This window comes from Microbacterium lushaniae, assembly GCF_008727775.1.
In the GTDB taxonomy this organism is placed as follows: Bacteria; Actinomycetota; Actinomycetes; order Actinomycetales; family Microbacteriaceae; genus Microbacterium; species Microbacterium lushaniae.
Genome location: NZ_CP044232.1, coordinates 1,852,563 through 1,879,072, shown reverse-complemented (window position 1 = coordinate 1,879,072; position 26,510 = coordinate 1,852,563). Strand labels below are relative to the sequence as shown.

General features: G+C 70.0%; 21 protein-coding genes. 10 read left to right on the top strand and 11 right to left on the bottom strand.

Features of this window, described 5'->3' with window-relative positions:
• Positions 1 to 143 precede the first annotated feature (143 nt).
• The gene (locus F6J85_RS08865; protein ID WP_202980822.1) at positions 144 to 683 is read left to right on the top strand and encodes an NADPH-dependent FMN reductase; all 540 of its coding nucleotides are present in this window, start codon (positions 144 to 146) and stop codon (positions 681 to 683) included.
• A gap of 7 nt (positions 684 to 690) precedes the next feature.
• Here F6J85_RS08865 and F6J85_RS08860 read toward each other — a convergent pair whose 3' ends face one another.
• The 3 genes from F6J85_RS08860 to F6J85_RS08850 all read right to left on the bottom strand — a co-directional run bounded on the left by F6J85_RS08860 (position 691) and on the right by F6J85_RS08850 (position 4,321).
• A complete protein-coding gene (locus F6J85_RS08860; protein ID WP_150924677.1) occupies positions 691 to 2,037 on the bottom strand; it encodes a phenylacetate--CoA ligase family protein in 1,347 nt (448 codons plus the stop codon).
• Entirely contained in the window at positions 2,034 to 2,909 is an 876-nt protein-coding gene (locus F6J85_RS08855) for an SDR family NAD(P)-dependent oxidoreductase (protein ID WP_191906556.1), read from the bottom strand. The genes F6J85_RS08860 and F6J85_RS08855 overlap by 4 nt, the downstream gene beginning before the upstream one ends.
• Positions 2,910 to 3,385: 476 nt before the next feature.
• Entirely contained in the window at positions 3,386 to 4,321 is a 936-nt protein-coding gene (locus F6J85_RS08850) for a methyltransferase family protein (protein ID WP_150924675.1), read from the bottom strand.
• A gap of 183 nt (positions 4,322 to 4,504) precedes the next feature.
• Here F6J85_RS08850 and F6J85_RS08845 point away from each other — a divergent pair, with 183 nt between their 5' ends.
• Positions 4,505 to 5,320: a GNAT family N-acetyltransferase gene (locus F6J85_RS08845; protein WP_150924674.1), complete on the top strand. Its 816-nt coding sequence runs from the start codon at positions 4,505 to 4,507 to the stop codon at positions 5,318 to 5,320.
• Positions 5,321 to 5,418: 98 nt separating this feature from the next.
• On the opposite strand, the gene glnA is transcribed toward F6J85_RS08845, so the two are convergent.
• The gene (gene glnA, locus F6J85_RS08840; RefSeq protein WP_150920386.1) at positions 5,419 to 6,843 is read right to left on the bottom strand and encodes a type I glutamate--ammonia ligase; all 1,425 of its coding nucleotides are present in this window, start codon (positions 6,841 to 6,843) and stop codon (positions 5,419 to 5,421) included.
• A 135-nt stretch (positions 6,844 to 6,978) separates the two neighbouring features.
• On the opposite strand from glnA, the gene F6J85_RS08835 reads away from it, so the two are divergent.
• Entirely contained in the window at positions 6,979 to 7,380 is a 402-nt protein-coding gene (locus F6J85_RS08835) for an RDD family protein (protein WP_150924673.1), read from the top strand.
• Between the two features lie 37 nt (positions 7,381 to 7,417).
• Here the strand turns inward: F6J85_RS08835 and F6J85_RS08830 are convergent, their stop codons facing one another.
• Positions 7,418 to 8,128, bottom strand: coding sequence for a DUF4191 domain-containing protein (locus tag F6J85_RS08830; protein ID WP_150924672.1), 711 nt, complete (start codon positions 8,126 to 8,128; stop codon positions 7,418 to 7,420).
• A 121-nt stretch (positions 8,129 to 8,249) separates the two neighbouring features.
• Between F6J85_RS08830 and F6J85_RS08825 the strand changes: the two genes are divergently transcribed.
• Entirely contained in the window at positions 8,250 to 9,506 is a 1,257-nt protein-coding gene (locus tag F6J85_RS08825) for a hypothetical protein (RefSeq protein ID WP_150924671.1), read from the top strand.
• Here the strand turns inward: F6J85_RS08825 and sucB are convergent, their stop codons facing one another.
• From sucB to F6J85_RS08810, 3 genes are read right to left on the bottom strand one after another with little or no spacing between them, the layout of a single operon-like run.
• On the bottom strand, positions 9,507 to 11,339 hold the full coding sequence (gene sucB, locus F6J85_RS08820; RefSeq protein ID WP_150924670.1) for a 2-oxoglutarate dehydrogenase, E2 component, dihydrolipoamide succinyltransferase: 1,833 nt from the start codon (positions 11,337 to 11,339) through the stop codon (positions 9,507 to 9,509).
• Between the two features lie 57 nt (positions 11,340 to 11,396).
• Positions 11,397 to 12,770 (bottom strand): dihydrolipoyl dehydrogenase, encoded by a 1,374-nt coding sequence (gene lpdA / locus F6J85_RS08815; protein ID WP_150924669.1) that lies wholly within the window; start codon positions 12,768 to 12,770, stop codon positions 11,397 to 11,399.
• Entirely contained in the window at positions 12,767 to 14,236 is a 1,470-nt protein-coding gene (locus F6J85_RS08810) for a leucyl aminopeptidase (RefSeq protein ID WP_150924668.1), read from the bottom strand. The genes lpdA and F6J85_RS08810 overlap by 4 nt, the downstream gene beginning before the upstream one ends.
• 83 nt (positions 14,237 to 14,319) lie before the next feature.
• Between F6J85_RS08810 and F6J85_RS08805 the strand changes: the two genes are divergently transcribed.
• The 3 genes from F6J85_RS08805 (at position 14,320) to F6J85_RS08795 (ending at position 17,508) form a co-directional block, all read left to right on the top strand.
• Positions 14,320 to 15,255: a proteasome assembly chaperone family protein gene (locus tag F6J85_RS08805; RefSeq protein ID WP_150924667.1), complete on the top strand. Its 936-nt coding sequence runs from the start codon at positions 14,320 to 14,322 to the stop codon at positions 15,253 to 15,255.
• Between the two features lie 226 nt (positions 15,256 to 15,481).
• Positions 15,482 to 16,813 (top strand): RNA polymerase sigma factor, encoded by a 1,332-nt coding sequence (locus tag F6J85_RS08800; RefSeq protein ID WP_150924666.1) that lies wholly within the window; start codon positions 15,482 to 15,484, stop codon positions 16,811 to 16,813.
• Positions 16,810 to 17,508 carry a coenzyme F420-0:L-glutamate ligase gene (locus tag F6J85_RS08795; protein ID WP_150924665.1) on the top strand — a complete coding sequence of 233 codons (699 nt, stop codon included), beginning with the start codon at positions 16,810 to 16,812 and terminating at the stop codon, positions 17,506 to 17,508. The genes F6J85_RS08800 and F6J85_RS08795 overlap by 4 nt, the downstream gene beginning before the upstream one ends.
• A gap of 1,194 nt (positions 17,509 to 18,702) precedes the next feature.
• Here the strand turns inward: F6J85_RS08795 and F6J85_RS08790 are convergent.
• Positions 18,703 to 19,725 carry a sugar-transfer associated ATP-grasp domain-containing protein gene (locus F6J85_RS08790; protein ID WP_150921010.1) on the bottom strand — a complete coding sequence of 341 codons (1,023 nt, stop codon included), beginning with the start codon at positions 19,723 to 19,725 and terminating at the stop codon, positions 18,703 to 18,705.
• Positions 19,726 to 19,771: 46 nt separating this feature from the next.
• On the opposite strand from F6J85_RS08790, the gene F6J85_RS08785 reads away from it, so the two are divergent.
• Positions 19,772 to 20,425 (top strand): alanine racemase C-terminal domain-containing protein, encoded by a 654-nt coding sequence (locus tag F6J85_RS08785; protein ID WP_238706902.1) that lies wholly within the window; start codon positions 19,772 to 19,774, stop codon positions 20,423 to 20,425.
• Positions 20,422 to 21,480, top strand: coding sequence for an alanine racemase (locus F6J85_RS08780; RefSeq protein WP_150924663.1), 1,059 nt, complete (start codon positions 20,422 to 20,424; stop codon positions 21,478 to 21,480). The genes F6J85_RS08785 and F6J85_RS08780 overlap by 4 nt, the downstream gene beginning before the upstream one ends.
• A 3-nt stretch (positions 21,481 to 21,483) precedes the next feature.
• Here the strand turns inward: F6J85_RS08780 and F6J85_RS08775 are convergent, their stop codons facing one another.
• A complete protein-coding gene (locus tag F6J85_RS08775; protein WP_150921013.1) occupies positions 21,484 to 21,708 on the bottom strand; it encodes a DUF7455 domain-containing protein in 225 nt (74 codons plus the stop codon).
• Between the two features lie 167 nt (positions 21,709 to 21,875).
• On the opposite strand from F6J85_RS08775, the gene F6J85_RS08770 reads away from it, so the two are divergent.
• Positions 21,876 to 23,945, top strand: a complete 2,070-nt coding sequence (locus tag F6J85_RS08770) for a DNA gyrase/topoisomerase IV subunit B (RefSeq protein ID WP_420846061.1) — start codon at positions 21,876 to 21,878, stop codon at positions 23,943 to 23,945.
• Between the two features lie 46 nt (positions 23,946 to 23,991).
• Here the strand turns inward: F6J85_RS08770 and F6J85_RS08765 are convergent, their stop codons facing one another.
• Entirely contained in the window at positions 23,992 to 26,448 is a 2,457-nt protein-coding gene (locus tag F6J85_RS08765) for a DNA gyrase/topoisomerase IV subunit A (RefSeq protein WP_150924662.1), read from the bottom strand.
• Positions 26,449 to 26,510: the final 62 nt, after the last annotated feature.

Sequence of the window (26,510 nt, the reverse complement as noted above, 5' to 3'; positions counted from 1 at the left end):
GATCGGTCATGACTGCATGATCCGACTGGATGAAAGTCAGCGTAGGTGGCGGCACCCCCCACAGAAGGCGGTCTTCCGTCATGTGGGAGGAGTCTTCTTCGTACCTCGCCAGGCGGTTTTACGATCGCGCGGGAGGAGTAATGATGAGGACGATCTCCGTATCCGTAGTGGTCGGCAACCCAAAGGCGAATTCCCGCACGCTGGAGGTGGCAAAGACGCTCGCAGAGTGTCTCCTGGTGCCCGGCACCTACGACATGTCGGTCATCGACCTGGCAGAACATGCGGGGGACATCTTCGATCAGACAGCCGCAAGCGTCAACGAAGCGGTCGCGAGGGTAGCCGGCAGCGACCTCGCGATCTTCGCCGCTCCGACGTACAAGGCCGCCTACACCGGGCTGCTCAAGGCATTCCTGGACCGGTATCCGTCTGATGGGCTGAGCGGTGTCACGGCGATTCCGCTCTTGACGGGGGCGGACCTCGGCCATTCGCTCGCTCCCTCCGCGACACTCACGCCGTTGCTGACAGAGCTGGGAGCCGTCGTGCCCGGGCGAGGGTTCTATTTCGTGACGTCGCAGATGGACTCCATGCGCGACATCGTGCAGCGAGCGGCGGAGGTGTACGTGCGGAACATGGGCCAGGTCGCACGGTTGCTCCCCGTCCTGGCAGATCAGGAGCAAGCGTGATGACAGGTCAGTCGCCGATGGCGTACGTCAGCGCGTTCTTGTAGTCGCTGACCGGCAGCACGCCCCGCGGGAACGGCTCGACGCTGACGTGCACGCGGAGGCGCCGGCGCACTTGCTCCTCCGCGGCTTTGAGGGCCGATGCCGCCGCATCCGGATGCGCGTCGTCACGCAGTTCCACTTCCAGCGGGATGGGCTCATCGAATCGCACCTGGTCGAGGGAGGTCTTGCGTACGCGCATCAAGCCGGTCAGGTGTTGGGTCGCAACTTCCAGGACGACATCGCGGATCGACGTCGGATACACCTTTGTGGACTCGAAGATCAGCATGTCGTCGGTGCGCCCCACGCACCGCACCGTCGGTGAGGTCCGCCCGCACGCGCACTCCGTCGCCGTCACGAGCAGTTGATCGCGGGATCGGAAACGCACGACTGCCGACGCTTCACGGCTGAGCGTCGTATAGACGGCCTCGCCGGTGACACCCTGCTCCCACGGCACATGCCCGAGCGTCTCGGGATCGATGAGTTCGACGAGTACGTCGGGTGCCGCGGTGAAGTGCATGCCCTGCCCCACGTGGCACTCCGCCCACAATGCGGGGAGGACATCGCCGATCCCCATCATCTCGCTCACTCGCGTGGCGCTCCACCCGTCCATGATCGCATTTCGGATATGGGGTACCCCCGCGCCGGGTTCGCCCCCGGCGATGATCGTTCGAACCGCGAGATCCGACGTGGGGCGCTCGAGAATCTCTGCACAGCGCTCGGCGAAATGCGCAGCGAAGGACGCGGTTGAGACGAGGACATTCGCCCGTGTCCGCTCGAGGGCCGTCACCATACGCGGTAGCGTCTGGCCGCCCACCCAGGCGAGGGCGCCGCCTGCCGCACGAATGCCGTCGGCATATGGCAGTCCTCCGGCCACGATCGCCATGCCGGTGGTGTGTGCCACGATCGAGCCCGGCCCCACTCCGGCGGTTCGGTAGGCGTTGCCGATCGCAGACCGCCACCGTCGGAGATCGGGCCCCGTCAGGCCGAAGAACACGGGCGTACCCGTTGTCCCGGATGAGCTGGTGATCTGGCGCAGTTGATCTGTGGGCGCAAGCTGGTACGGGCCCAGCGGGCGCTCGGGGTCGATCGTCGACTGAGTCGAGCGGAGGTCTTCCTTCGTGGTGAAGGGGACCGCGACGAGGTCCTCTATGGCGCGAACCTGCGCGACGCCCCGCAGCCGGCCGCGCCACTCCTCATTCTCCCGGAGGCGGTCCAGCATCACCACGAAATCGCGGACGAGTCGCTCTTGCAACATGGGCCACGGCATGGTGTCCATGTCGGGATTCCACAGCGGGGTCTGCGGTGCGCTGGTCACGATTTGCCGGGCTCCGGCTTCGCGCCTGCCTGGCCCATGTTCCTGGGTGCGAAGCCGCCGCCGTCTACGGCGAGAGTCTGACCGGAAACCCACCTCGCTTGGTCCGTCAGCAGGAACACCGCCGCGGCGGCCACGTCCCACACCGTACCCTCAGTGCCCAGCGCGACCGCACGACGACGCTGCTCACGTTGGTCGGGCGTCATGCCGCGCGCCGCGAACGCACCCCAGATCATTCCCACGCGCACGACGTTCGCGCGAATCCCGCGCGGCGCCAACGTCGCAGCCAAGCCGGTGGTCATCTTCTCAAGAGCCCCTTTCGCGATGCTGTAGGGGAGTGAGGGCCCGGTGGCCTGGGCGGCACTGGAGGAGATCGTGACGATCGCGCCTCCCGAGCGGACATGTCGATGTGCATGACGCAAGAGGCTCCACGCTTGTGTGAGGTTCAGAGCGAAGGCTCTCTCCCACTGCTCGACCGAGGACTCCAGCGTGGGCTCCAAGCCCAACCCGCCGATGGAATCGGCCACGACATCGATACCGCCGAAACGCTCCACGACAGCCTCGACAGCAGCCGCCACGGCGTGATCGTCGGTCATGTCAAGAACGAAACGCTCCGCTCGCGCACCCGCTTCGTGGAGTAGGCGAACAGCGCGGTCTGCTGCTTCCGAGTCTCTGTCCAAGATGGCGACCGCTGCGCCTTCGCGTGCGGCAAGCCACGCGATGGCGAATCCGACACCGCCTTCGGGACCGCTCAGACCGCCTCCTGCGACGAGGGCGACCTTGTCCTTCAGCCAGGGCGAACCACCTCGAGCGATGGGATCGTGGGGGACATCGAAGGTGCCTGAGTGCGTCGCCGCGTCATTGCTCGGATTCACGTGACCACTTTCGTTCGCGCAGAGCGTGGCACGTAGGATCCCTCCCATCCAACGGAAGACTGGCTCCGTCGACGAGCAGGGGGGCGATTGCGCGTGACGGGGCCGCTCCGCGCTCCGAAGACCGCCGTCTGCCACTGGATCTGCCCCGCGGCCCGAGGGGGACTGCGGGGGCGCCGTCGGCGGGGTGCTTGTCTAGCGCGCCGCCGACGTCACGGCGGGGGCCGGAACCGAGCGTTCTGTCGTTCCGTCGGGTCGGATGGGGTCCGACACCTTCGGGCGAAGCGCGCGGGCGAAGGCGAGGAACTGAGCGACCGGTAATGAGGCATTCTGCGGTTGCCACGCGAATCCGATGATGCGCCGGATCGGCCGGGGCGGTGCTGCCAGATCCATCCCCTGCGCGCGGGCGGCCGGCGCTGCGATGCGCGGGAGCACCGCCACCGCTCGTCCCGACCTGGCGACCGACACCGCCGCCGTCGTCACCGGGCAGGCTGGAGGACGCCGGGTGTGACGGATGCGGGGATCGGACGCAATCGCGGCCACCAGCAGCGCACCTGCTCGCGGTACCGGCGGAACGCGTCTCCGAATCGCGCTTCGAGGTCGCGCTCCTCGTGAGGACGCACGATGAAATTCCACACCAGCGATCCGCACACGGCGTAGATCACGACGAGCCACGATGACACCATCAGCCCCACCGCCGCACCCTGGACGATCCCCGCCAACGCCATGGGGTTGCGGACGAACCGGTAGGGCCCGCCGACGACGAAGCGCGTCGCCGCATCCGAGGGCAGCGGCGTGCCCGCGCCCCGTGTGGACATCACGACCGCCGCCCAGATCCCGAGTGCACTGGCGAGAAGGAAAACGACCCACCCTGCCACGGTGACGGCGAGCGGGAACTCCACCGAGAGCTGCCAGCGCTGTTCGAAGGCGCCGATCACGAACGGGACGACGCCGAGAAGCACACCCCAGAAGATCGCGACCTGCACCGCGGTGGCGCGGACATGCCGTGCCCGTGCGGCGGTGGGCTTCGCCGTGCGGAACCGCAGCGGCCCGATCAGCAGCAGCTCCGTGGGAACGCGTCCGGTTCGCACCAGGAACAGCGCCACGACCGAGCCGGCCGCCGACGCGATCATCAGCACCGCTCCCACTCCGGCCAAGCTCGTCAGCGTCGCGTAGCCCGCCAGCAGGGCCGCGACCAGCGAGGTCCACAGCGTGGCGAGCGCCGCGGGCGCGCGGGCGCCGAACGCGGCAAGCGCCGACATCACGACGAAGAGGGGCACATCCCACAGCGCGACCACTACCGGGTCGAGCTGGCCGAGAGTCGCGGTGCGGAGGTCGGGGGAGAGGAACACCGCGATCCACCACAGGGCGCCGGCCGACGCTTGCACACCGAAGTATGCGCGGCCCCACCCCATCGCTGCACAGTAACAGGCGCCGCTCGCGCGTGCGGTATGTCTCGGGCCGCGCTGGACGCCAGAGCTGCCAGGGCGCGCCGCTCGGTTCGACGCCTCCGCCACCATGGCGTCCCGCCTCGCCACGTTTGCACTTGGCGGTGAGCAGTGACAGCCTGGCCGCGAGCACCCGCACAGGAGGCGTCGATGCATCCGATCGAAGCGCCACTCCCGGCGGAAGCCGATCACACCGCGCTGACCCGCGCCGTCGAGCGCAACACCGCGGAACTGCTGCTTCGCATGGGCGACGCGGCCGGCGGACACCGGCGCGACGGCGAGGTGTCGTGGACGCTCGGCGGTTCCCCGCTCGACTACCACAACGCCGTTGTGGCGGCGCGACTGGACGAGCATTCCGCCGACACTGCGATCCTGGAGAGCCGAGAAAGGCTCAGCCGCGCCGGGGTGCCCGGCTCCTGGCACGTCGGCCCATCCATGCGACCGCCCGACCTGCCGGCACGGCTGCAACGCGCCGGCTTCGACCCGGATGGCGAAGAGCCCGGCATGACCGCTCGGCTCGACCGGATCCCACCTGGCCCTTCAGCCGCCCTGGCCATCGAGGTCGTGCGCGATGCCCAGACCCTGGCGGAGTGGATCCAGGCCCTGGGCAGCGGGTTCGGCGAAGGGCCGCGTGAAGCCGAGTGGGTGGGTGAGGTGTTCCTCCGCATCGGCCTCCACCGGCCCGAGCTCCGCCACCTCCTCGCGCGGCAGAACGGCCGGGTGGTCGGCACCGCAACGCTGCTGATCGCCGGAGGGGTCGGCGGTCTGTACTTCGTCATGACGGTGCCGGATGCTCGCCGACAGGGGATCGGCGCCGAGATCACCCGAGCGGCGATGCGCCGTGCACGCGATGCGGGCATGCACCATGCGGTGCTCACGTCGTCGGCCATGGGCCGCACGATCTACCGGTCGGTGGGCTTCCGAGAGGTGTGCACCATCCGGATGTTCACGTGGCGACCGAGCTGAGTCGTCTTCCCGCGACGAGACGCCGGCGGAGAACGAGGAAGGCCCTCCGAGCCCCTGTTCGCACGCGGGACTCGGAGGGCCTGTGACCCTGCGAGGAGTTACACCCCGAAGTACAGCTCGTACTCGAACGGGTGCGGGCGCTGGGCGATCGGCTGGATCTCGTTCTCGATCTTGTACTCGATCCAGGTCTCGATGAGCTCTTCGGTGAAGACGCCGCCGGCGAGCAGGAACTCGTGGTCGGCGCGCAGCGCTTCGAGGGAGTCCAGCAGCGAGTTCGGAACCTGCGGGATGTTCTTGGCCTCTTCGGCGGGCAGCTCGTACAGGTCCTTGTCGACCGGCTCGTGCGGCTCGATGCGGTTGTTGATGCCGTCGATGCCGGCCATCAGCTGCGCCGCGAACGCGAGATACGGGTTGCCCGAGGCATCCGGCGCACGGAACTCGATGCGCTTGGCCTTCGGGTTCGACCCCGTGATCGGGATGCGGATGGCGGCCGAACGGTTGCCCGCCGAGTACACCAGGTTCACCGGCGCCTCGAAGCCCTTCACCAGACGGTGGTAGCTGTTCAGCGTCGGGTTGGTGAAGGCCAGGATCGCCGGGGCGTGCGCCAGGATGCCGCCGATGTACCAGCGCGCGACGTCGGAGAGGCCCGCGTAGCCGGTCTCGTCGTAGAACAGCGGCTTGCCGTCGTTCCACAGCGACTGGTGGGTGTGCATGCCCGAGCCGTTGTCGCCGAACAGCGGCTTGGGCATGAAGGTCGCGACCTTGCCCCACTCCAGCGCCGTGTTCTTCACGATGTACTTGAACTTCAGGATGTCGTCGGCCGCGTGCACCATCGTGTCGAAGCGGTAGTTGATCTCGGCCTGACCGCCCGTGCCCACCTCGTGGTGGGCGCGCTCGAGGATGAGACCCGCCTCGATGAGCTTGAGGCTGATGTCGTCACGCAGGTCGGCCTGCTTGTCGACGGGGGAGACGGGGAAGTAGCCGCCCTTGTAGGGCGTCTTGTTCGCGAGGTTGCCGCCCTCCTCGGCGCGGCCGGTGTTCCAGGCGCCCTCCTCGGAGTCCACGGAGTAGAAGCTGGAGTTCTGCTTCACCTCGTAGCGGACGTCGTCGAAGATGTAGAACTCGGCCTCGGGGGCGAAGTAGGCGGTGTCGGCGATGCCGGTGGAGGCGAGGTACTTCTCCGCCTTCTTGGCGACCTGACGCGGGTCCTTCGAGTAGATCTCGCCGTTGCGCGGGTTGTAGATGTCGAAGACCATGATGAGCGTCTTCGCCTCGCGGAACGGGTCGAGGTAGGCGGTCGTGACATCCGGGATCAGCTGCATGTCCGACTCGTGGATGTTCGCGAACCCGCGGATCGACGAGCCGTCGAACAGCTGTCCGACCGTGAAGAAGTCTTCGTCGACGGTGGATGCGGGGATGTTGAAGTGCTGCTGCACGCCCGGGAGATCCGTGAAACGGATGTCGAGGAACTTGACGTCCTCGTCCTGGATGAACTTCAGCACCTCGGATGAATCTTTGAACATGTGAAGACTCCAGAGGTAGGGCATCGGGACGCGCCGGCCTGCCATGGCTGGCCCCTTTAACCTACCCAGAGGGCATTGCCCAGCAGTGTCTCCTATGTTTCGGGCATGTTACGCGCGGCTGATTAGGCTGGAGCCATGCCCGACGAACTGCCCGCCGACTCCTACCCAGGCGAGCGTCTGGGGCTGCCCGCCCATGGCAGCGGCAGTCTCGCTCCGCTGGGCCGACGGGTGCTCGCGATCATCGTCGACTGGACGTGCGCGGTGGTCATCTCGATCGCGTTCTTCTCGTATGACGCGCTCGCGACCTCGACGATCTTCGTCATCGTGCAGATCCTCTTCATCCCGACCATCGGCGGAAGCCCCGGGCACCGCCTGTTCGGGATGCGGGTGCAGCGGGTTCCGAGCGGGTGGCCGGGACTGTGGCGTCCGGTCGTGCGGTCGGTGCTGCTGGCGCTGGTCATCCCCGCTGTCATCTGGGACGCAGACAACCGCGGCATGCATGACAAGGCCGCCGGCACCGTGCTCGTTCGCGCCTGAGCGCGTCCGGCCGCGGCGTGCTGCGGCCCGATGCGGGTCAGCGGGGGCGCGGGGCGCGGACCTTGGTCGGGTCGACACCCTTGGGGATCGGCAGCGACGTGACCGATTGCGAGATCGAGTCGATGCGCTTGATCACCGCGGCCATCGTGGCGCGGTCGATCTTCTTCGGCAGCGCCTTGATCGTGGAGGCCAGGTCTTTGATGGGCACCTCGTCGGGTCCGTGCCCGACGTAGAAGACGTGCACGGGCACGCCGGAGGCGACGCGCTGCACCTTCGAACGCTCATCGTTCACCAGGCGCGTGAGGCGCCCGCGTGCGCCTTCGCCGATGATGACGACACCGCCTCGTCCCACGGCGCGGTAGACCGCCTCCTGGGTTCGGGGGTTCACCCCGACGGGCATCTCCGAGGCGCTCCACTTGCGCCCGAGCCCCGTCGACAGGACGTGCCCGGCTGCACCGGGCATTCCGTCGATCTTGCGGTACATCGCCTTGGTCGACAGGCGGGTCATGGTGATCATGGCGCCCAGCGCACCGGCCATGAGGCCCGTGACGCCCCACAGGATGATGCTCCACACCGCGACCGGCGGGATGAGGAAGCCCACCCCGATGCCGAGGGCGATGCCGGCCAGCAGGACACCGATCAGCGCGTAGGGAAGCCAGCGGTAGGCCTCGCGCGTGAACCGGAAGAGGGTACGGAGCTGCGAGAAGAAGCCGGGGCGCTTCTCGGGTGCGGAACTGCGAGCGGCCATGCTTCTGATTGTAGCTACGGCGCGCGCATCTCCCGTCCTGCACAGGGCGCCATCCCGACGGGTTCTCCCCGAAGCTGCAGCGACCGCGGATGAGAGGCCGTGGCGCGGCGAAGCTGGCACGGTGTCGTCGCAGCCTGATCTGTCCGCGTACACCGTCTTCTCGGTCATGCGGGCGGTCGGTCCGCCCGACGCGCCCTTCGAAGGCGTCCTGGCGCGAGGACCGGGCGGAGGCATGGCCTACCTCGTCGATCGGGAGCGGCTGGAAGACTGGCCCGCGTGGCGGCTGCCGCCTCACGCGCACGTGCTCGCGCCGTTGGACATCATCCGCCGCCGCGACGGCCACGACATCCTGCTTCCCGCGCTCGCCGATCGACTCGACCGCCTGCTGTCGCGCCGAGGCGGTTCGTCGGTCCCACTCTCCGACGGGGAGGCGCTGACCGTCGCCGTCAGCGTGCTGCGCGGTCTGCAGATCGCGCACGGTGAGCAGGTCGACGGTGAGACCGCGTCGTGGTGGGTCACGGCGGAGGGAATGCCTGTCTTGGTCTACGGACCCGGCGACGGCTCCGCCGTGCGGGCATCGGCCGACATCCTCTCGACGCTCGCGGACGGCGCGTCCGACGAGGGCTTCGCCGAGGTGCTCGCGCAATCGGCCGCGGCGGTCGTCGAGCCCCGCACGCTCGTTCGCGACATCGAGCGGTGGGAGGACGCGCTGTTCGCCGCCGTGCAGCCCGAACCGCTGGCGACCGACATCGTCGGGCCGACGGGCCGACGCGCGAGGGCGCACGCGGCCGATCCGCTCCCCGTGGACCGCGACGCGCATCGGCGTCCGTGGTGGAGCGCGCTGGCGTTCGCCACCGACGCGGTACTCGGCGATGCCGCATCCGATCTGGTGCACCGCACCAAGGCGCAGCTGGCCCGCCGCAGCGGCGGACGTGTTCGGCCCGTGCTCCTGGCTGCGGGCCTTGCCGCCGTCGTACTCGTGGTGGGACTCAGCTGGCCGGACGGGGGAGAACCCGACCAGGCCTCGGGCGTCGAGGTCGATGAGCCGACCCCGGTGCCCTCGGAGAGCTCGGCGGAGCCGCAGGTGGATGCTGCGGCCGAGGATGCTGCCGCCGCTCTGGTGCGTCTGCTGGACGCGCGGGCCGGATGCTCCGATGCGGCGTGCCGCGCGGCGGCTCAGGAGGATGCGGCGCAGGACCTGCCCGCGGGAGCCATCGATGCCCCGGCGCGCACCGTGACGCTGCTGGATGACTTCGGTGGTCTCGCGGTGCTGCGGGTGGACGCACCGGATCTGCGGTCCCAGCTGGTCACGGTCGTGGTCACCCCGGCGGGATGGCGGATCCGCGACGCGTTCGACGTCGCGGATCCGCCACCGTGATCAGATGCCGAGGTTGCCCTCGAACTGTGCGGCTTCGAGGCGGTTCTTGACCGCCGAGAGGAAGCGCGCCGCATCCGCGCCGTCGACCACGCGGTGGTCGTACGACAGCGCGAGGTAGACGTAGGAGCGCACCGAGATGGCGTCCTTCCCGTCGACGCTGACCACGCCGGGGCGCTTGACGACGGTGCCGGTGCCCAGGATCGCCGACTGCGGGAGGAACACCAGCGGGGTGTCGAACAGTGCGCCGCGCGACCCGGTGTTGGTGACCGTGAAGGTGCCGCCGGCCAGCTCGTCGGGCTTGAGCTTGTTGTTGCGCGTGCGAGCGGCGAGGTCGGCGATCTCGTGCGCGATCTGGGCGAGGTTCTTCCCCGCGACGTCACGCACCACCGGGGTGAGCAGACCGCGCTCGGTGTCGACGGCGATCGAGATGTTCTCCGTCGGCGGGTAGACGATGCTCTCGCCGTCCACCGTCGAGTTGATCACGGGGTAGGCCTGCAGGGCCTCTGCCGCAGCCAGCACGAAGAAGGGCAGGAACGACAGCTTGTCGCCGGTCTTCTCCTGGAACTCGGCCTTGACCCGGTCGCGGTACGAGGCGACCTTCGTGACATCCACCTCGACGACGGTCGTCAGCTGGGCCGTGGCCTGCATGGACGCGACCGCCCGCTCGGCGAGCACCTTGCGCAGGCGCGACATCGGCTGGGTCGTGCCGCGCAGCGGCGAGACCTCAAGCGGCGCAGGCGCAGGAGCGGACGCGGCAGCAGGTGCCTGCTCGGCGGGGGCCTTCGCGGCTGCCTCGGCGGCCTTCAGCACGTCTTCCTTGCGGATGCGGCCGCCGACGCCCGTGCCGGTGACCTTCGTCAGGTCGACTCCCTGCTGCTGGGCCAGACGACGCACCAGCGGCGTGACGTAGGTGATTTCGTCGGCCGATGCCGCCAGCGACTCCGAGGAGGTCGAGGGGGGCTGAGGAGCAGGGGTCGATGCGCCCGTCTCCGGTGCGGGCTGTGCCGGAGCAGGCTGTGCAGCTTCGGCGGGCTTCTCCGGCTCGCTCTGCTTCGCAGGCTCGGCCGCTGCGGGCTCGGGCTGCGCGGCGGGCTGGTCGGCGTCGACGGGCTTCTCGGTCGAGGGCGCCTCTGGGGCGGACTCCGCGGCCGCAGCGGGGGCGGCGCCGCTGCCGATGCGGGCGAGCGCTGCGCCGACGGCCACCGTCTCGTCCTCCTTGACCAGGACCTCCTGAAGCACGCCGGCAACCGGCGAGGGGATCTCGGTGTCGACCTTGTCGGTGGAGATCTCCAAGAGGGGTTCGTCGACGGCGACATCGTCACCGACCTGCTTGAGCCAGCGGGTGACGGTGCCCTCCGTGACGCTTTCGCCCAGTTCGGGCAGCACGACTTCGCGGCTCTCGCCACCATCGGAGGCCGGCTGCTCGGCAGGCGCCGAATCCGACGACGCCGCTTCGGACGATGCGGCGGGCGCGGGCTGCTCGGCCGGTGCGGCCTCAGCAGGAGCCTCGGCGGGCGCGGCCTCGGCGGCGGCAGGCGCCTCCTCGGCGGGCGCGGGGGCTTCGGCGGCGGGGGCGTCATCGCTGGAGGAACCGGACCCGTCGCCGATCTTGGCCAGGACGGCGCCGACTTCGACGGTCTCGTCCTCCTGGACGAGGATCTCCTCGAGCACCCCGCTCACGGGGGACGGGATCTCGGTATCGACCTTGTCAGTCGAGATCTCCAGCAGGCCCTCGTCCTCCTGGATCGTGTCACCGACCTTCTTGAGCCAGCGGGTGACCGTTCCCTCGGTGACGCTCTCTCCGAGCGCGGGGAGGACGACGGAAGTGCTCATGAGCTTGTCTCCTTCGGAAGCGGATTCATGTCTAGCTTAGTGACGCGTTGCGCACCCTCAGAGCGAGTGCAGCGGAGAACCCGCCAATGCGAGGAACGCTTCGCCCAGCGCTTCGCTCTGGGTGGGGTGGGCGTGGACGTAGGGGGCGACGTCTTCGGGGTGGGCCTCCCACCCCACGACGAGCTGCGCCTCGGTGATGAGTTCGCCGACGCGATCGCCGACGAGGTGAACGCCCACGACGGGGCCCCCCTTGAGGCGGATCACCTTCGCCACACCGGCGGTGCCGAGGATCTCGCTGCGGGCGTTGCCGGCGAGGTTGTACTCGGTCACCTCCAGCGCGTCGGCGCCGTGCTGCTCGGCCGCCTGGGCGTGCGTCCAGCCGACCGAGGCGACCTCCGGGTGCGAGTAGGTCACGCGCGGGATGTGGTGCTCGGGGATGCGGACGGGGGAGCGGCCGGCGATCTCCTCGGCGACGAACATCCCCTGCTGGAATCCGCGGTGGGCGAGCTGCAGGCCCACGACGACATCGCCCACCGCCCACACGTGCGGCACATCCGTGCGCAGGCGCTCGTCGGTGCGGATGAACCCGCGGTCGAGCACGACGCCGGCCTCTTCCAGGCCGAGACCGGCGGTGGCGGGGCCGCGGCCGACGGCCACCAGCAGGTAGTCCGCCTGCACGCTGGTGCCGTCCGCCAGTTCCACGGTCACGGCATCGGCGGTCTGCGCGACCGAGGAGAACCGCGTGCTCAGCCGCAGATCGATCCCGCGCTTGCGGTAGGCCCGCTCGAGACCCTTGCTGGCGGTCTCGTCCTCGGCGGGCACGAGGTGGTCGAGTGCCTCGATGATCGTCACCTCGGCGCCGAACGATCGCCACATGCTGGCGAACTCGGCGCCGATCACGCCGCCGCCGAGCACGGCCACGCGGCTCGGGATCTCGTCGAGTTCGAGCGCCTGTTCACTGGTGAGGACGCGTCCGCCGATCTCCAGGCCGGGCAGCGTCCGGCTGTACGAGCCCGTCGCGATGACCACATCCGTCCCGCGGTAGAGGTCGTCGCCCACCCGGATGGCCGGTCCCGCTTCGAGCCGGCCTTCACCGGCGACGACGGTGATCCCGCGGGCGGACAGCAGCCCCTGCAAGCCACGGTGCTTCTTCGCGACGATGCCCTCGCGGTACGCCCGGACGGCCGGCGCGTCGATGCCCTCCAGGCTCACCCGCACTCCGACGGATGCGGCGGCCCGGGCGGTATCGGCCACTTCGGCGGAGTGCAGCAGCGCCTTGGTGGGGATGCAGCCGCGATGCAGGCACGTGCCGCCGACCTTGTCCTTCTCGATCACGACGACCTTCGCGCCGAGTTCGGCCGCGCGCAGTGCGGCGGCGTACCCGCCGCTGCCGCCGCCGAGGACGACGAGATCGGCGGTGTGCTCGGTCACGACGCCGCCTCGGTGGCCAGAAGCTCGATGAGCGATCGCACCGTTGCGCCGGTGACGCCCTTGTCGGTGAATCCGTAGGGGGCGCCCTTGTTCATGCCGACACCGGCGATGTCCAGGTGCACCCAGGGGATGCGCGGCGCGTCGTCGGCGTCGGAGGTGCGGCCCACGAAGTGGCGCAGGAACAGACCGGCGAACAGCGATCCGCCGGCGGGGTCGCCGATCTTGGCGTTCTGCAGGTCGGCGATGGGGGAGTCGAGTTCGTCGACCATGTGGTCGGGCAGGGGGAGCTGCCATGCGAGCTCGTCGACTCGGGCGGCGGCGCCGAGGTAGCGGGCGACGGCCTCGTCCTCACCCATGACGCCGGTGTGACGGTTGCCCAGGGCGACGGTGATCGCGCCGGTGAGGGTCGCGACGTCGATCAGCAGGTCGGGCCGCTCCCGGCTGGCGGCGGCCAGCCCGTCGGCGAGCACCACACGGCCCTCGGCGTCGGTGTTCAGCACCTCCACGGTGGTCCCGTCCAGAGTGCGCACGACGTCGCCGGGACGGGTGGCCCGGCCCGAGGGCATGTTGTCGGCGATGCACATCCACGCGGTGACCCGTACGGGCAGGCGCAGTGCCGCCGCCGCGCGCACGACGGCGAGCACGGTGGCCGCGCCGCACATGTCGTACTTCATGCCCACCATCGACGCGGCAGGCTTGAGCGACAGGCCGCCCGTGTCGAACGTGATGCCCTTGCCCACGAGCGCCACCGAGCGCTTGGCCCCCGCGGGGGAGTATTCCAGTCGCACCAACCGCGGCGGTCGATCCGATCCTTGACCGACCGCGAGGATACCGCCGTACCCGCCGTCGCGGAGCGCCTCCTCGTCGAACACCGTCACCGTGACCGGCAGCTCGGCGACCGACTCGCTGGCGCGCTCGGCCAGGTCGGCGGGGCCGAGCCACTCGGCCGGGGTGGTGACGAGGTCCTTCACGAGGGCGACAGCGTCGGCGATGGCTGCGACGGCGTCGACATCGGCAGGGTCAGGCGCCGCCGAGGTCGACACGATGACCTCCGTCGCGCGGGAGGGCGGCGCCTCCGACTTGTAGCCGCTGAAGCGGTATCCGCCGAGAGCGGCGCCTTCGGCCAGCGCTCGCCACGACGCATCCGCCGTCGCTGGCGCGGCCAGGGCGACACGCGCGAAGCCGGTCAGCTGGCGGATGCCGACACCCGCCGCCGCACGCAGGGCCGCCGGAGTGGGGGCGGGTCCTGCGCCCACGACCGCGACCGGGGTCGTGCGCCCGGGAAGCGACACCCGCTGGAACGACCCTGCCGCACCGGTGAAGCCGACGGCGGCGGCCGCCTCCGTCAGGCCCGGCCACTGGGGGATCCGGGTGTCGTCCTGCAGGGTCGGGAGGACGAGGAGGATGGCGTCGGCAGGGATCTCATCGAGGGGGGCGCTGCTGTGCGACACGGAGGGGAACGGCATGCGTCCCATCCTAGGTACGCGTGTTCGCTGTGAGCGGGATGGGGCGATGTGCCTTGCGCTCCGCGCGCTCGTAGAGTTGAGGCATGCCCCATCCCGCGCCGTTGTTCGAACGCGCCGTCTCGGCCCCGCCGGTGCCGTCCGGGCTTCCGCTGGTGATCGCGCTGACCGGTTTCACCGACGCCGGTTCAGCCGTGTCGCGTCTCATCGAGTACTTCCGTGACGACCTCGAGCCGGCCCCTGTCTTCGTCTTCTCCAACGACGCGCTCCTGGATTACCGTGCGCGTCGTCCTGTCGTGTCCTTCGAAGAAGACCACCTGACCGGATACCGTCCGCCCCGGCTCGAGCTGTCGCTCGCCCACGATGCGCTCGGTCAGCCGTTCGTCCTGCTCGCCGGGTACGAGCCCGACTTCGCGTGGGACGCGTTCGCCGACGCGGTCATCGAGCTCAGCGCCGGGCTGCAGGTGTCGTCGGTGACGTGGGTGCACGCCATCCCGATGCCCGTACCGCACACCCGTCCGATCGGCTCGACCGTGAGCGGGACCCGCGGCGATCTGGTCGAGGCGCATTCGGTGTGGCGCCCGCACACGCGGGTGCCGGCAACGGTGGGGCACCTCCTGGAGTACCGGTTCTCTGAAGCCGGCGCCAAGGTCGCCGGCTTCGTGCTGCTCATCCCGCACTACCTCGGCGACACCGAGTATCCCGCCGCGGCGTTGGCGGGCATGGACAGCATCACGGTGGCGACCGGGCTCGTCTTCGACGGCGACGGTGTCCGTGAGGAGAACCGGGAGTATCTGGAGAAGGTCGACGAGCAGGTGTCGGGCAGTGACGAGCTGACGCGGATGCTCGAGGGCCTCGAGGAGCGATACGACTCCTATATGGCCGGCTCCACGCACGCCACGCCCATCATCCACACGGGCGACCTGCCCAGCGCCGACGAGCTGGCCGCGGAGCTGGAGCGGTTCCTCGCCACCCGGCCCAGCGGTGACGACGACAAGCGCGGCGGCCCAGCCCTGGGCTGACCGGTTTCTTGCCCGACCGAGGAATAAGCGCCGGATCCGGCGGGTTGTCTCTGGTGTATTCTCCGCGCGTAATGCCGGTCGGAGAAGGTATGAGACAATGAAGGAACTGACCCGTTGTCGGCCGTCGGAGGAAGCCCAGCTTTCGCCGCGGACTTGACAAGGGTCTTACTAGTGTCCGAGAACGACCGGCGAGCGTGCGACCCACGACCCCGGTGAAAGGCGAAACGTGGCAGGCACGAACACCAAGACCCGCTCCCACAGCGGCGAGGACACCGAACTCGACGCGGTCGACGAGACCGCTGCTGCGTCGTCGAAGAAGACGGCAGCGAAGAAGGCGCCCGCGAAGTCGAAGGCGGCCCCCGCCAAGGCGAAGGGCAAGGCCAAGACGAAGGCCGACGACGACGAGGAGATCGACGACGTCGAACTCGACGCGGATCTCGAGGACGGCGACGAGGCGACCGGCGACGACAGCGCCGAGGAGGCGGCTCCCGCCGCCGCCAAGGCCACCCCCGATGCCTCCGAGGAGGAGGACGAGGAGGAGACCACCAAGCCGGCCTTCACCGAACCGCTCCCCACGGGTGCGATCGTCATCTCCTCCACCGACGAGGACGACGTCCCCGTCTACTCGGCGCAGATCACCGGCGCCACCGCCGACCCGGTCAAGGACTACCTCAAGCAGATCGGCAAGGTGCCGCTGCTGAACGCGGCCGAAGAGGTCGAGCTCGCGATGCGTATCGAGGCGGGGCTGTTCGCCGAAGAGAAGCTGTCGCACATGTCGGCGGCGGAGAAGACCAGCCAGCTCGGGCTCGACCTGCAGTGGGTCGCCCGCGACGGCCAGCGCGCCAAGTCGCACCTGCTGGGCGCGAACCTGCGCCTCGTGGTCTCCCTGGCCAAGCGCTACACCGGTCGCGGCATGCAGTTCCTGGACCTCATCCAGGAGGGCAACCTCGGCCTCATCCGCGCCGTGGAGAAGTTCGACTACACCAAGGGCTTCAAGTTCTCGACCTACGCGACGTGGTGGATCCGTCAGGCCATCACGCGCGCCATGGCCGACCAGGCCCGCACCATCCGCATCCCGGTGCACATGGTCGAAGTCATCAACAAGCTCGCCCGCGTCCAGCGGCAGATGCTGCAGGACCTGGGTCGCGAGCCCACGCCCGAGGAGCTCAGCCGCGAGCTGGACATGACGCCCGAGAAGGTCGTCGAGGTGCAGAAGTACGGCCGCGAGCCGATCTCGCTGCACACCCCGCTCGGCGAGGACGGCGACAGCGAGTTCGGTGACCTCATCGAAGACACCGAGGCGGTCGTCCCCGCGGATGCCGTGGGCTTCACGATGCTGCAGCGTCAGCTGGAGTCGCTGCTCGACTCCCTGTCCGAGCGTGAGGCGGGCGTGATCCGCATGCGCTTCGGCCTCGGCGACGGCCAGCCCAAGACACTCGACCAGATCGGCGACACGTTCGGCGTCACGCGCGAGCGGATTCGTCAGATCGAGTCGAAGACGATGGCGAAGCTGCGTCACCCCAGCCGTTCGCAGTCGCTGCGGGATTACCTCGAGTGACCGGTGAAGCCAACGCCGGCAAGGCGTTGACGGTCACCGTCGAGGGAGCCTCGTTCGCCCGCATCCCGATCCGTACGCGAGTCGTGATGCCGGGCGACGAGCTCGACCCGTTCATCCGCGAGTACGCTGCGGACGTCGTCCAGCCGGGCGACATCTTCTTCGTCACGGAGAAGATCGTCGCGATCACGCAGGGCCGGTCGTACCTCGTCGAGCAGATCCACCCGCGGCGTCTCGCGCTGTTCCTGTCCCGCTTCGTGGTGCGCACGCCCTACGGCATCGGCCTGGGCATGCCCGAGACGATGGAGATGGCGCTGCGGGAGTGCGGGGTGCCCCGCATCCTCTTCGCTGCCGCGGTCTCGGCCGTCACGAAGGCGTTCGGTCGCAAGGGCGACTTCTATCGCATCGCAGGGGACAAGGCCCGGGCGATCGACGGGCCCACCAGCGGCACGATCCCGCCGTACAACAAGGCGGTCGTACTGGGCCCCGAGCGTCCGCGCCAGGTCGCCGCTCACCTGAAGTCGCTGTTGGGCGGCACGGCCGAGGTGGCCGTCGTCGACATCAACGACCTGGGCGGGAACATCCTCGGCTCGACGCTCGACAAGGCCGGTGAGCGCCGCCTGCTCGCGATCCTAAAGGACAACCCCCTCGGCCAGGGCCACGAGTCGACGCCTCTCGGCGTCGTCCGCCCCGCCTGACCCCTCCCGCGCCACCGCCGGCCCTGGTCCTTTCGTGCGCGGCCGGCCCCGCCCGGCGCCCGGCCCCGCCCGGCGCCCGGCCCCGCCTCGTCCTCGCGTGCGCGCCACCACCCGGCGCCCGGCATCGCCTGGACTTGCTCGCCTGCCTCGTCCTTGCGTGCGTTCCTCGCCCAGCGCCCGGCCTCGCCCGAGCTCCTCAATTGCGCCGCGTCCGCTGCCGGTTCGGCCGGTTTATGCCCGACCCGGCCGCGTTCTTGAGGAGTTCGGGATAGCCGGAGGCGTGCCCGGCGGGGAGCACGGCGGTGCCACGCCGCGCACGTCAAGATCCGGCGATCCGGCGGCGTGGGGCCTCGCCAGTCGCCCGCCCCGCCCGAACTCCTCAATTCCGCCGCTTCCGGTGCCGGTTCGGCCGGTTCATGCCCGATCTGGCCGCGTTCTTGAGGAGTTCGGGATGGCCGGAGGCGTGCCGAGCGGCGAGGACCGGGGCGTCACGCCGCGCACGTCAAGCCGCGGCGAGGACCGGGGCGTCACGCCGCGGACGTCACGGCGCGGGGATTTGGCGGCGCCGGGGCGTCGCCCGTCACCAGCCCCGCCCGAACTCCTCAATTGCGCCGCGTCCGCTGCCGGTTCGGCCGGTTTAGGCTCTGCCCGGCGGCGTTGAGGAGTTCGGGCTAGCGGGAGCCGTGACGGGTGGCGAGCACGGCGGTGTCACGCCGTGCACGTCACGCCGCGGCGAGGCGGCGGTGCCACGCCGCGCACGTCAAACCTCGGCGGTCCGGCGGCGCCGGGGCCTCGCCAGTCGCCCGCCCCGCCCGAACTCCTCAATTCCGCCGCTTCCGGTGCCGGTTCGGCCGGTTTACGCCCGATCTGGCCGCGTTCTTGAGGAGTTCGGGATGGCCGGAGGCGCGCCGGGCGGGGAGCACGGCGGCGTCACGCCGCGCACGTCACGCCGCGGCGATCCGGCGGCGCGGGGATTTGGCGGCGCCGGGGCCTCGCCAGGCGCCCGCCCCGCCCGAACTCCTCAATTGCGCCGCGTCCGCTGCCGGTTCGGCCGGTTTATGCCGGGTCTGGCGGGGTTATTGAGGAGTTCGGGATAGCGGGAGGCGTCAGAAGGGCGAGGGCCGGCGGTGGTGCCCGGGATGCCGGCGGAGGTGCCCAGGATACCGGCGGTGGTGCCGGGGATACCGGCGGCGGTCAGAAGCCGATGGCGGCGCGGTAGCGCGGCTTGTGGCCGGTGCGGATGCCCGTGACGCTCGGCTTGTTCTCGTACACGCCGGCGCCCCAGTTGCCCTCCACGAGCACCGGACCCTCGGGGGTCACGACGATGTCCCAGCCGACGTACTGCACCTGCGGCACGACGCGGGCGACACGGTCCACGAACGCCCGCACCTCATCCATCATCGGCAGCTGGAAATCCGCGATGCGGAAGCCGGAGTCGGGGTGATGCTCGTGCACGTGACCGTGCGAGTCGTAGCCGGCGCCGACGGCATGCCCGTCGTCGTCGAGCATCGTGTAGAAGCCGCCGAAGGTCATCTGGTCGCTCACCGCGCCGCGTCCGAACTTCTGCGCCATCGCCAGGATGTGCGTCGTCGTACCGTCGAAGAACGCCGTCACGCGCGTGGTGTTGACCGTGCCCGGGCACACCGCGGCGAGATCGGGATGCTGCTGAATGACCTGTTCGAGGAGCAACTCTCCGCGCTCCCGAAGTCCGGCGTGGAACGCGCTCCAGTCCTCGACCTCGGCGGCGTGGTAGCGGTGCACGCCGGTACCGGCCTGGCCGACGGGCTCCTTCGTCACGATCGTGCCGTGGCGTTCGGTGAACGCCCGCACGGCGTCGGCGTTGTCGTCCTCGACCACCATCCACTCGCGGTGCAGGTGCTCGCTGAAGACGCGGTCGAAGGCGATCTTGTCCTGGAACAGATGCCGGTAGTCGGGGTGATCGTACTTCTGCGAGATCTGGTTCGACACCGGATGCGTCATGTACGTCGCACGCTCGGCAGGGGTGAGGATCGCGAAGTCGTAGTCGATGTAGTCCTGGAATCCCACGTTGCGGAATCCGGCCTGCCACAGCATGTCGACCACCACCGCGGGCATCCACTTCCCGTGCTGCTGCGAGGCCTCGCGGGCCCGCTCGAACACCGACCCGACGTCGATGCGGCGCGCGCGGCCGATCAGGTAGCGGACTCGGGGCGCGAGGGCGAAGCCTCTTCCAGGCATGCGGTCTCCGGGGTGGGCGGGAGGGGACCCGGATAGTCTAGGGGGCGTGACTGCGCCGTACCTCGGAAGCTCCCGGGCCGTGCCCGGTGCAGCGGCCACGGTGGCGCGGCTGTCCGCAGCGGCGCTCGAACACAACGCCGCTCTGGCGCTCGAGCGCGGGCCCGGCCCTGTGCCGGCCCTGTATGCCGACGCGTGGGGCCACGGCGCCGAATGGGTGACCGCAGTGCTCGCGCACCTCGACATCGACCCCGCGGCCGTCGACGCCGAGACGCTGTTCGGCCTTCCCGAGCCCGACGCCCGGACGCGTCCGGTCCTGACGCTCACCGGACGCGTGCTGTCCACGAAAGACCTGCGCGCGGGCGAGGGCGTCTCATACGGCTACGCGCATCGCGCCGCCGCCGACACGCGTGTCGCGCTCGTCACCGGCGGCTACGCCCAGGGGATCGTCCGGATGCTGGGGAACCGGGTGGCCGTGCGGATCGGCGCGGCGCTGCATCCGCTCATCGGACGGGTGGCGATGGACGTGTGCGTCGTGGACATCACCGAGCACCCGGTCTCCCGCGGCGACGAGGTCGTCTACTTCGGAGACCCGCGCGACCAGGCGCCGTCGCTGGCCGGCTGGGCCGCCGCGACGGGGTGGACGGCGGGCGAGCTGGTCACCGCGGCGGGGCTGCGCGCCGTGCGGGAGGTGCGCGGATGAGCGCCCGACTGATCGTCGACCTCGATGCCTTCGCCGCGAACCTGCGCCTCGTGCGGGAACGGATAGCCCCTGCCGACCACATGCTCGTGGTCAAGGACGACGCGTACGGTCACGGGCTCCTGCCGATCGTGCGTCGGGCCCACGCGGAGGGGGTCCGCTGGTTCGGCGCCTTCGACACGGCCACCGGCCGGACGGTGCGCGAGGAACTCGGACCCGACGCACGGATCTTCGTGTGGATGCTGGAGTCGGCGGCCGATCTGTCCGCCGCGGTGGACGCCGACCTGGATGTCGGTGTCGGCAACGCGCTCCTCCTGGAGGATCTCGCAGCCCTCGGGCCTCGTCCCGCAGACGCCCTGCGTCCGCGGGTGCATCTGAAGATCGACACCGGGCTGCACCGCAACGGCATCCGAACCGAGGAGTGGCCGGACGCCGTCGCTCGGGCCGCCGAGCTGCAGCGGGCCGGCGTGCTCGGAGTGGAGGGCGTGTGGAGTCACATCGCCGAGGCATCGGATGCGGAGGACGACGCGGCCCGGGCACTGTTCCTGCAGGCCCGCCAGACCGCCGCCGCCGCCGGGCTGTCGCCGGGATTCGCGCATCTCGCCGCCAGCGCCGCCGGTTTCACCCGGCCGGAGTTCCGCGAGGACCTCGTCCGCATCGGCGCGTTCGCCTACGGCATCGCGCCGGCCGGCGGGCCGGATGCCGATTCGCTGGGCATCGTCCCGATCGCCTCGCTGCGCGCCGAGGTGATCACCACCGACGGCACACATGCGCACGTCGGGGTGGGAAGCCTCGACGGCATTCCCTCGCCGTTCGGGGGGATGCTCAGCGTGCGGACGCCCGGAGGGGTGCGCCGCGTCGTGACCGTGCGAGCGGATCGGCTGATCGTCGAGGGGTGGGACGGGATGACCGTCGGCGACGAGGTCATCGTGCTCGGCGCGGGTGGGCTGCACACCGCGACGGAGCTGGCCGAACGGATCGCCACGATCGGCGAGGAGATCGCCGTGCGGATCTCGCCCCGGATCGAGCGGGTCTACCCGGGTGCGCCTGCCAGGTGAGGGTCAGGCGTTCTCGGTGAGACGCGCGGTCTCGTCGTGCCACGAGGTGGCGACGTTGCGCAGCTTCTCCTCGTACTTGCGGCCGTGGTGCGCGCAGAACAGCAGTTCACTGCCGTTCACCTCTGCGGCGATGTATGCCTGAGCCCCGCACGAGTCACACCGGTCGGCTGCGGTGAGACGGTACTCGAGGACGGCAGCGTTGTCGGTCGGTGTCGATAGCGTGTTCATCTCGGTACCCTCCTCCGGTGCTCGCGGTGCTTCGCTCAATTCATACAACCACGCCCCGGGGTGGCCGAAGCCCGCCGTGCACGGCATTTCGCTCACCGCGTACGGCGGCCCAGGGCCGCCGTGTGTCTGCAGCCCCGTGGGGGAGGGCGCGGTTATCGTGGGAGATTGTGACCGCCGAGTATTCCGCCCACCACCTTCAGGTGCTCGAAGGCCTCGAAGCCGTCCGCAAGCGCCCCGGGATGTACATCGGGTCCACCGACTCCCGTGGCCTCATGCACTGCCTGTGGGAGATCATCGACAACTCCGTCGATGAGGCCCTGGGCGGACACGGCGATCGCATCGAGATCACCCTGCACGGCGACGGCAGCGTCGAGGTGCGCGACCATGCACGCGGCATCCCCGTCGACATCGAGCCGCGCACCGGGCTGTCGGGCGTCGAGGTGGTCTTCACGAAGCTGCATGCCGGTGGCAAGTTCGGTGGCGGATCGTACGCGGCTTCCGGCGGTCTGCACGGTGTCGGCGCATCCGTGGTCAACGCCCTCTCCGAGCGTCTCGACGTCGAGGTCGACCGCGCCGGCAAGACGTACGCGATGTCGTTCCACCGGGGCGAGCCGGGCGTGTTCGCCGGCCCCACACCGGATGCGCCGTTCACCCCGTTCGACAAGAGCAGCGAGCTGCGCGTGGTGGGCAAGGCCCGCAAGGGCGTCACGGGCACCCGCATCCGGTACTGGGCCGACCGCCAGATCTTCACGAAGGATGTCGCCTTCGGGTTCGACGAGCTCGAGCAGCGCGTCCGTCAGACGGCGTTCCTCGTGCCGGGCCTGGAGATGGTGGTCCGTGACGAACGCGGCGCCGATCCCGTCGAGACCTCGTACCGCTTCGACGGCGGCATCTCGGAGTTCGCCGAGTTCCTCGCCCCCGACGCCGGCATCACCGAGACCTGGCGCCTGACGGGGTCTGGCACCTTCACCGAGACCGTCCCCGTGCTCCAGCCCACCGGCGCGATGGTGCCCACCGATGTGGAGCGCGAGTGCGAGGTCGACGTGGCGCTGCGGTGGGGAACCGGCTACGACACCGTGATGCGCTCGTTCGTCAACATCATCGCCACCCCCAAGGGCGGCACGCACCAGCAGGGGTTCGAGCAGGGCCTCATGAAGGTGCTGCGCAGCCAGGTCGACCAGAACGCACGCCGCTTGAAGGTGGGCAACGACAAGCTCGAGAAGGACGACATCCTCGCCGGGCTCACCGCCGTGCTCAACGTGCGGCTCCCCGAGCCGCAGTTCGAGGGGCAGACCAAGGAGATCCTCGGGACCCCGGCCGTGCGGCAGATCGTGTCGTCGGTGGTCACGAAGCAGCTCGCCGCGCGCTTCGCCTCCACCAAGCGCGACGACAAGGCGCAGACCTCCCTGCTGCTGGACAAGGTCGTCTCCGAGATGAAGTCGCGCATCTCCGCGCGCACGCACAAGGAGACCCAGCGCCGCAAGAACGCCCTCGAGTCCTCATCGCTGCCGGTGAAGCTCGTGGACTGCCGCTCGAACGACGTCGCCGACTCCGAGCTGTTCATCGTCGAGGGAGACTCCGCGCTCGGCACCGCCAAGCTGGCCCGCTCCAGCGAATACCAGGCGCTGCTGCCCATCCGCGGCAAGATCCTCAACGTCCAGAAGGCGTCGGTCAGCGACATGCTCTCCAACGCCGAGTGCGCCGCGATCATCCAGACCATCGGCGCCGGGTCGGGTCGATCGTTCGAGCTGGATGCGGCGCGGTACGGCAAGGTCATCCTGATGAGCGACGCAGACGTGGATGGCGCGCACATCCGCACCCTCCTGCTCACGCTGTTCTTCCGCTACATGCGGCCCCTCGTGGAGGCCGGCCGGGTCTTCGCCGCCGTGCCGCCGCTGCACCGGGTGGTCGTGATGAACCCGGGCACGAAGCCCCACGAGACGATCTACACCTACAGCGAGCAGGAGCTGCACGCCCTGCTGACCAAGCTCACCAAGTCGGGCAAGCGCTGGCAGGAGCCGGTGCAGCGCTACAAGGGTCTGGGCGAGATGGACGCCGACCAGCTGGCGACCACGACGATGGACCGGGCAGGGCGCACGCTGCGCCGCGTACGCGTGGAGGACGCCGAGCTTGCCGCGGGCGTCTTCGAGCTGCTCATGGGCAACGAGGTGGCTCCGCGCCGCGAGTTCATCGTCGAAGCCAGCGACCGCCTCGCACGCGAGCGCATCGACGCCTGACCCCCGCTCGGTCGCCGACCTTGCCGGAGCCGCGCGAACGACGGGGTCAGCGGGCCGTCGTGCCCAGCGCGCCGATCACGCCGTCGACGGGCGTGCCGGAGGCGTCGCGCTTCGCGCCGGAGGGCGGCAGCTGACGGACGGCCCCGTCGGAGCCCACCGCCCGCGGGTCCGATCCGACCCACGCGAGGGTCAGGACGTCTTCGCCCTTGAGGAACCGCTGCGCGCGCACGCCACCGGTGCCGCGGCCCTTGGCCGGGTATTCGGTGAACGCCGACACCTTCGCGCTGCCCGCGTCCGTGCCCGCGATCGCCGACGCCGACCCCGCGACGGTGACCACGACCGCGTCGAAGGCGGATGCTCCGACCGCCGAGAATCCGATCGCCTCGACACCGTCGGCCAGGCGCATGCCCGCCATGCCGCCGGCGGCGCGCCCCTGCGGGCGCACCGATGACGCGTCGAAGCGCAGCAGCTGCGCGTCGCCGGAGATGAAGACGAGCTCGGCGCCGTCGGAGGCGGGGGCCGCGCCGATGACGCGGTCGCCCTCGCGCAGCGTGATGATCGAGATGTCGTGCTTGTTCGAGGGCAGCTCGCTCGCCGAGACGCGCTTGACCACGCCCTGGGCCGTGCCCAGGGCGATGGGTGGATCGGCCACGAGCGGCACGATCGCCACCACGTGCTCGCCACCGGTGAGGCCGAGGTACTGGTCCGCCTTCGTGCCGGCCGCCAGCTGTACGGCGTTACCCGGAACGGAGGGCAGGTCGACGGGGGAGAAGCGGACCAGGCGGCCGGCGCTGGTGACCGCGCCCACGTCGCCGCGGGTGGTGCTGTCCACCGCCGAGCGGATCGCATCGTGCTTCGAGCGCCGCGCCGGCGTCACGATGCCCTCGTTCGGGGCGTCGGGGGAGCGCTCGGCCCGCACCATCCGCCCCGTCGCGGAGAGGAAGACCCGGCACGGCGCATCCGCGATCTGCAGGTCTGCGGCGGCTGCGGCACGGGAGGAGCGAGCGGTGACCGGACCACCGTTCAGGAGCATCGTGCGACGAGGCGTGCCGAGAGCCTCGGAGGTGGCCTCCAGCTCCCGCGCCACCTGGGCACGAAGCAGTGCGGGATCGCTCAGCAGCTTCACCAGCGCGTCGATCTCGGCCTGCAGCGTGTCTCGCTCGGCCTCGAGGTCCATGCGCGAGAACTTCGTGAGCCGCCGCAGCCGCAGCTCGAGGATGTACTCCGCCTGCGCCTGGCTCAGGTCGAACACGTCCATCAGCCGCGCGCGGGCCTGTTCGCCATCGTCGGAGGTGCGGATGACCTGGATGACCTCGTCGATGTCGAGGATCGCGATCAGGAGGCCCTCGACCAGGTGCAGGCGCTCCCTGCGGCGGGCGAGGCGGTATTCGCTGCGCCGCGTGACGACCCGGATGCGGTGATCCAGGTACACCCGCAGCAGGTCGCGCAGGCCGAGCGTCTGCGGCTGGCCGTCGACGAGGGCGACGTTGTTGATGCCGAAGGAGTCCTCCATCGGCGTCAGGCGGTACAGCTGCTCGAGCACCGCATTCGGGTCGAACCCGGTCTTGATGGCGATGACCAGGCGCAGCCCGTTCGTCCGGTCGGTGAGGTCGGTGACGTCGGCGATACCGGCGAGCTTCTTGCTGGTGACGGCGTCCTTGATCTTCTCGATCACCCGCTCCGGCCCGACGAGGTAGGGCAGTTCGGTGACCACGAGCCCTGTGCGCCGCGGGCCGAGCGACTCCACCGACACCTTCGCGCGCGTGCGGAACGTGCCGCGGCCGTTGGCGTACGCATCCCGGATGCCGTCGAGTCCGACGATGATGCCGCCGGAGGGCAGGTCGGGGCCGGGCACGAACTCCATGAGCTCTTCGAGCGTGGCCTCCGGATGCTGCAGCAGATGGACGGCCGCCGCGACCACCTCGATGAGGTTGTGCGGCGCCATGTTCGTCGCCATGCCCACGGCGATCCCGGATGCGCCGTTGACGAGCAGGTTCGGGAACGCCGCCGGCAGCACCTCGGGCTGCTGGAACTGCCCGTCGTAGTTGGGGATGAAATCGACGACGTCTTCGTCCAGGTCGGCGGTCAGCGCCAGCGCGGGCGGGGCGAGACGGGCCTCGGTGTACCGGGGGGCGGCCGGCCCGTCGTCGAGGGACCCGAAGTTGCCGTGGCCGTCGACCAGCGGAACGCGCAGCGAGAACGACTGGGCCAGGCGTACGAGGGCGTCGTAGATGGGTGCGTCGCCGTGCGGGTGCAGCTTTCCCATCACCTCGCCCACGACGCGGGCGCTCTTGACGTGGCCGCGGTCGGGCCGCAGGCCCATCTCGGCCATCTGGTACAGGATGCGCCGCTGCACCGGTTTGAGGCCGTCGCGCGCGTCGGGCAGGGCACGGGAGTAGATCACCGAGTACGCGTACTCGAGGAACGACCCCTGCATCTCGGTGGAGAGATCGACGTCTTCGATGCGTTCTTCGACGGCAGGGGAGGGGCGGGAAGAGGGCATGTCCGTGTGGGCCTCGGGTCGGCGGAGTCGGGCGAGGCGGTTGCGCCTCGACGGAGGGCCGC

Bases quoted from the DNA above. Each gene is read 5' to 3' on its own strand.
- F6J85_RS08765 (WP_150924662.1), bottom strand. From the start codon at position 26,448: ATGCCCTCTTCCCGCCCCTCCCCTGCCGTCGAAGAACGCATCGAAGAC.
- sucB (WP_150924670.1), bottom strand. From the start codon at position 11,339: ATGAGCACTTCCGTCGTCCTCCCCGCGCTCGGAGAGAGCGTCACCGAG.
- F6J85_RS08835 (WP_150924673.1), top strand. From the start codon at position 6,979: ATGCCCGACGAACTGCCCGCCGACTCCTACCCAGGCGAGCGTCTGGGG.
- F6J85_RS08775 (WP_150921013.1), bottom strand. From the start codon at position 21,708: ATGAACACGCTATCGACACCGACCGACAACGCTGCCGTCCTCGAGTAC.
- glnA (WP_150920386.1), bottom strand. From the start codon at position 6,843: ATGTTCAAAGATTCATCCGAGGTGCTGAAGTTCATCCAGGACGAGGAC.
- F6J85_RS08865 (WP_202980822.1), top strand. From the start codon at position 144: ATGAGGACGATCTCCGTATCCGTAGTGGTCGGCAACCCAAAGGCGAAT.
- F6J85_RS08810 (WP_150924668.1), bottom strand. From the start codon at position 14,236: ATGCCGTTCCCCTCCGTGTCGCACAGCAGCGCCCCCCTCGATGAGATC.
- F6J85_RS08805 (WP_150924667.1), top strand. From the start codon at position 14,320: ATGCCCCATCCCGCGCCGTTGTTCGAACGCGCCGTCTCGGCCCCGCCG.
- F6J85_RS08850 (WP_150924675.1), bottom strand. From the start codon at position 4,321: ATGGGGTGGGGCCGCGCATACTTCGGTGTGCAAGCGTCGGCCGGCGCC.
- F6J85_RS08830 (WP_150924672.1), bottom strand. From the start codon at position 8,128: ATGGCCGCTCGCAGTTCCGCACCCGAGAAGCGCCCCGGCTTCTTCTCG.
- F6J85_RS08845 (WP_150924674.1), top strand. From the start codon at position 4,505: ATGCATCCGATCGAAGCGCCACTCCCGGCGGAAGCCGATCACACCGCG.
- F6J85_RS08790 (WP_150921010.1), bottom strand. From the start codon at position 19,725: ATGCCTGGAAGAGGCTTCGCCCTCGCGCCCCGAGTCCGCTACCTGATC.
- F6J85_RS08780 (WP_150924663.1), top strand. From the start codon at position 20,422: ATGAGCGCCCGACTGATCGTCGACCTCGATGCCTTCGCCGCGAACCTG.